Raw genomic sequence first — 5,208 nt, 5'->3', positions numbered from 1 at the left:
ATTCAGCTGACTGATACTAATAGGTCGAGGGCTTGACCTAAATATCACTGTGCAATTTTCAGAGAATAATATTCTCAAAAATTGATAGAAGCGAGCAGTTCAAGGAAAAGCCTGAGCGAGGAGCAGAGTTTACTGGCTGGTAAATGAGCACCGCAGCGATGGATTTGACGCAGAAATGCGAAGCTTATAGCAATTTTTACATCTAGTGATTATGGCGAGAAGGCCACACCCGTTCCCATTCCGAACACGATGGTTAAGCTTCTCAGCGCCGATGGTACTGCTCGGGAGACTGAGTGGAAGAGTAGGACGTCGCTAGGTCAATAGGGTTCACTAGCTCAGTCGGTAGAGCACATGACTTTTAATCATGGTGTCCGGGGTTCGATTCCCCGGTGAGCCACCAGAAGCATCCTTAAATTAAGGGTGCTTTTTTTATGCTTTCAAAAAGGGTTGACGGTAGTTTACAATGAAGTGAAGCTTGAATCAGATAAATCTATAAATATCTTCTATAAACTGGTTGAAGGTTAGTACCCTCGTACCACCTATTAAGACTTTTGCGCTCTCATACATTCTCTTATCTTCCGTAACTAACACGTACATTTCATTACCTTTACAAATATTGATAAGATTATAGTCATTTATAGAAATTTTATTACCATCTACAAAATACATATTATTTTCATATTTAACTTTGCCGTTCTTTACAAGGTCTTCCTGAAATTTTAAATTATCTTCATCAAGGACATGTTCCAGTAATCTTAGAAATCTGTCTGAGAATGCAGTTACTCCTTTAAAATCTATATATTCTTTTTTAGATAATTCCCCAGCTATATCTTTACTAATTTTAAAGTCTATCTCTTTTACATTTTCTATCTCTTTGATTAATTTTGGGTATCTATTCCATATTGCAATTACTACATTAGAGTCTAGCAGATAATATTTAACAACCATTGGTTTTACCTCCTTCATGCTTTTACCTCTAATAGGTTAAGTATAACATTTATATTATTTATATCCCCATGCTTTTTTTTATTAGCGGATACATTTTTATAATTTCCTTCAACCTTTCTTTATTTTTTAGTTGAAAAAGTACTATTGGTAAATATAAATTTTTAGTTATGAAACTTAGTAAATAGCAATAAAATTACTAAATGTACTAAAAGTCGACAATGTGATATGTGTAATGACTATTTTAGAGATACATTGTCCAAACAAGGATATTCCATGCTTTAAGTTTTATAAAAATTCTTATATAATTTAATACTATATACTGCTAAACTATATGGTGTTAAAGTGTATAGTGATAAATTATATATCTTCCACTTGGTTTTATATTTTTAATTAATCAGAGTTAAATGGTAGATATATAATTAGTAATTATTTAAAAAGGGGGTTTTATTATGAATATTTGGAGAAAAAAGTCTTTAGAGCAAATGCTTCAAGGAGTGCAAAGTTCAGCTTTAAAGAAAAATCTTAAAGCAAAGGACATAGCTGCACTAGGTATTGGAGCAGTTGTTGGCACTGGAATATTTGTGGCAACAGGAGAAGGTGCCCACGCTGCAGGTCCAGCAGTAATTATTTCATTTATTTTAGCAGCTATAGTAGCGTGTCTTTGTGGGTTAAGTTATTGTGAACTTTCTACTATGTTTCCTGTGGCAGGCAGTACTTACTCTTACTCTTATATAGCCTTTGGAGAAATTATTGCACTAGTAGTCGGGTGGTGCTTAACTGCAGAGTATCTCGTTGCAGCTAGTGCCGTTGCTTCAGGTTGGTCAGGAACCTTTGTTGGTATTTTGAAATCTATTGGAATTTCACTTCCCCAAACTTTTGTTGCGTCTCCTAGTAAAGGGGGAATAGTAGATTTACCTGCTGTGTTAATAACACTAATTTTAACTACTCTTTTATGTTATGGAATGAAAGAAAGTGCAAAACTAAATAATATAATTGTTGGTATAAAAATATTTATTATTCTTCTTTTTATAACTCTAGGAGTAACGCATATAAATCCAGTAAACTATAGTCCCTTTGCTCCTTTTGGTTGGCAAGGAATTTTTGCTGGAACAACAACCATATTCTTTTCATACCTTGGATTTGATGCAATTGCGACTTCTGCAGAGGAGGCAGAAAATCCAACAAGAGATATGCCACTTGGACTAATGATCTGCTTAGCAGCAGTTAGTCTGCTATATGTTGCAGTAGCTGTTGTTCTTACAGGAATGGTTCCTTTTAGGGAGATAATTTCGGAAAATGCAGTACCTGGTGCTTTAGCAAGAGTAGGTATTAATTGGGGGTCTGCTTTAATAGGCACTGGAGCAATACTAGGGATGATTTCTACAATACTAGCAGTACTTTATGGACAAGTTAGAGTATTTATGGTTATGTCAAGAGATGGATTGCTACCAAAGGTATTTTCAACGATACATCCTAAACATCAAACTCCATATTTATCAACTATAATAACAGGCATTACAGCTTCAATAATTGCTGGTTTTTTGCCATTAGGCATCATAGTACAATTTCTAAGCATAGGTACTTTGCTAAGTTTTATTCTTGTATCTTTAGGAGTGATTGTCCTGAGAAAAACTATGCCTAATTTAGAAAGAAAATTTAAATGTCCTGGAGTTCCATATACGCCTATTGTAACTATAACATGCTGTATAATATTATTATTAAAGATACATGCAATAACCTGGATTGGATTTGCTGTTTGGTTATCTATAGGATTAGTGACCTATTTTACATATGGAAGAAAGCACAGTACTCTTCAAAATGCAGAACAGTCATCAGCATCAAAAATTGCATAGTACTTATAGCTAACGGCACTAATAAAATGAGATATCTTCATAACGTATATTTATCTTACTAGTGAACTAAAAAATTTAACTCTGTGTTAATTTAAGTAAGTTTTCAGCATAAGTAATATTTAACTTTTTTTAGGGAAATATAGTTAGATGTAACGTGGGTTACGGAATTTTTCTGTTACTTTGGTTAATATATACATATAAGTAATAATTACAAGTGGAGGCGATATTATGGCACAACATTTAATAAAAAATATTGATTTTTCAAAGGTTATAGAAATGGAATCATTAGTAGACTATCAAGAGGGAAGAGTAGTTAGCAGAACGCTTGCTCAAGGAAAATCTTTAAGTCTTACACTATTTGCCTTTGATAAGGGAGAGGAAATTAGTTCCCACTCTTCTGGTGGAGATGCAATGGTCTATCTTCTAGATGGAGAAGCCGAGATTACTGTTGGAGAAGAGAAGTTTAATGTGAAAAAAGGTGAAACCATTGTTATGCCAGCAGGAATTCCACATGCTTTGTTGGCTACAGAAAAGTTTAAAATGCTTTTAGTTGTTGTTTTTAGCCTATAGTTTATATAAATAATATTAATGGCTATATAACTATTTGCAGGATTAATTACTCAGAAAGTAGAAGAGTAGAATGAAAAAATAGAAAAGAGTATATGATTTTATAGAGAATTATATGCTCTTTTTTAGGTTCAAATAAATAGGTTTTAATCTTTTAGGGAGAGATATTAGTATGATATAATAGGTCAATTATGTAAAATATCTATTTAGGAGAGGGTGTGAAAATCTAGTGGGTTTTCGATTATTACACTATAACCCATTAAGAGAATAAATGAATATAGAAGAAATGAAAATGAAGATAGATAGTAAGGAATATAGTTTTTTAAGAGAAGATAAAAGGCTAAATAATCATTTAATACTGCTAACTACTGGTGGAAGTTATGCTTATGGGACCAATATAGATAGTGGGGAACATGTTAGCGATTTCGATTTAAGAGGAATTTACTTAAATAGTAAAGAAGAAATATTAACTATGAATTGCTATAATAAACCAATTGAAAACAGGGAATTAGATGTAACTATATACCCCTTAAAGCAAATAATTAATTTGCTTACTAATGCTAATCCTAATACTATAGAACTACTGGGTACAAAGGAGGAGCATTTGTTTATTTGTTCAAAGGAAGGAAAAATGCTAAGAGACAATGCAAAGTTATTTCTATCAAGACGTGCATATGCTTCTTTCGGAGGCTATGCTACACAACAGCTTCGTAGACTTCAAAATGCACTGGCTCATGACAGTTATCCTCAACCAGAAAAAGAAAAGCACATTCTAGGTAGCATTAATAGACAGATGATGACTTTTACTGATAGATATAAAAATATTACAGAAGATATACTGAATCTATACATTGATCAGTCAGAAAAGGATGGATTGGAAAATGAAATATTTATAGATATTAAACTAAAACATTATCCATTAAGGGATCTTAAAAATATGTATTCAGAGATGGCTCAAGTGCTGAATGATTATGATAAATTAAACCATAGAAACAACAAAAAGGATACTCTTCATCTTTTAAAGCATTCAATGCACTTAATAAGGTTGTTAAAGATGGGGACTGAAATATTGGAAGGAAAGGGAATAAATACTTATAGAGAAGAAGACAGAGAGCTACTTTTAGATATAAGGAATGGTAAATACTCTTATGATGAAATATTTGAGATGGTAGATAAATATGAAGGTGATTTTAAATACGCTGCCAAATATACTTTGCTGCCTGATAAACCAGACTACAACAAGATAAATGAGTTAGTGATGGAGATTAATAAAGGGGTTATTTGCTAAGTAATAATAGAAATGAGAGAATAGTTCCGAATTAGAACATAGCAAACGACTAATTAAATATTTTTATAGTATTAGTGAACCACTTTAACTTATGTAAACTAAGTCAGGCGTATCTATATGATAAACTTAGAGAAAAGTGTAGAAAATAAAAGAATAAAGGTTGTAAACTTGGATGAATACATTTAGAGAATTGTCTTGTGTATAATAAACATGATAAGATAACATTCGTCGCTAATGAGCGGCGGATAAAGTTTTAATATCATAAAGTAATGATAAAAGTTGAGAGAAAAAACTATTGACACTAAATAACGATTTATGATATTATATAAAAGTTGTCGGAAACGACAAAAAATAAAAAAATCTACAAAATTCTTGACAAGCTAAAAGAAGCATGATAAAATGTTTAAGCAGTCGAGATGAGAAAAAATGATCCTTGAAAATTAAACAGAGGTAAAGATAAGTAAAACTTGTTTTTAAAATAAACCAGCAATTCTTTGAGTTACTTTTAAAGTAACAAAACAGTAATGAGTCGCAAACTTTTAAATTGAGAGT

4 protein-coding genes, 1 tRNA gene and 1 rRNA gene are annotated in these 5,208 nt (G+C 31.9%); 5 read left to right on the top strand and 1 reads right to left on the bottom strand.

Annotation, left to right across the window (positions count from 1 at the left end):
* Positions 1 to 201: 201 nt before the first annotated feature.
* Both rrf and P8V03_RS18655 read left to right on the top strand, forming a co-directional pair.
* Positions 202 to 318: ribosomal RNA gene (gene rrf, locus P8V03_RS18660) — 5S ribosomal RNA — on the top strand.
* Positions 319 to 324: 6 nt separating this feature from the next.
* A tRNA-Lys gene (locus P8V03_RS18655) sits at positions 325 to 400 on the top strand.
* Positions 401 to 480: 80 nt separating this feature from the next.
* Here the strand turns inward: P8V03_RS18655 and P8V03_RS18650 are convergent.
* The gene (locus tag P8V03_RS18650; protein ID WP_318799319.1) at positions 481 to 966 is read right to left on the bottom strand and encodes a PIN domain-containing protein; all 486 of its coding nucleotides are present in this window, start codon (positions 964 to 966) and stop codon (positions 481 to 483) included.
* 431 nt (positions 967 to 1,397) lie between these two features.
* Between P8V03_RS18650 and P8V03_RS18645 the strand changes: the two genes are divergently transcribed.
* From P8V03_RS18645 to P8V03_RS18635, 3 genes are all read left to right on the top strand, one after another.
* Positions 1,398 to 2,801 (top strand): amino acid permease, encoded by a 1,404-nt coding sequence (locus tag P8V03_RS18645; protein ID WP_261673597.1) that lies wholly within the window; start codon positions 1,398 to 1,400, stop codon positions 2,799 to 2,801.
* 228 nt (positions 2,802 to 3,029) lie between these two features.
* Entirely contained in the window at positions 3,030 to 3,371 is a 342-nt protein-coding gene (locus P8V03_RS18640; protein ID WP_396125175.1) for a cupin domain-containing protein, read from the top strand.
* A gap of 268 nt (positions 3,372 to 3,639) precedes the next feature.
* Positions 3,640 to 4,656 (top strand): DNA polymerase beta superfamily protein, encoded by a 1,017-nt coding sequence (locus P8V03_RS18635; RefSeq protein WP_261673596.1) that lies wholly within the window; start codon positions 3,640 to 3,642, stop codon positions 4,654 to 4,656.
* The last annotated feature ends 552 nt before the right edge of the window (positions 4,657 to 5,208 follow it).

This window comes from Clostridium tanneri (genome assembly GCF_033659955.1).
GTDB lineage: Bacteria > Bacillota > Clostridia > Clostridiales > Clostridiaceae > Clostridium_AM > Clostridium_AM tanneri.
This window is presented reverse-complemented; position numbering and strand designations above follow the sequence as displayed.

Coding starts and splice junctions, on each gene's coding strand:
- P8V03_RS18650 (WP_318799319.1), bottom strand. CDS start 966: ATGAAGGAGGTAAAACCAATGGTTGTTAAATATTATCTGCTAGACTCT.
- P8V03_RS18645 (WP_261673597.1), top strand. CDS start 1,398: ATGAATATTTGGAGAAAAAAGTCTTTAGAGCAAATGCTTCAAGGAGTG.
- P8V03_RS18640 (WP_396125175.1), top strand. CDS start 3,030: ATGGCACAACATTTAATAAAAAATATTGATTTTTCAAAGGTTATAGAA.
- P8V03_RS18635 (WP_261673596.1), top strand. CDS start 3,640: ATGAATATAGAAGAAATGAAAATGAAGATAGATAGTAAGGAATATAGT.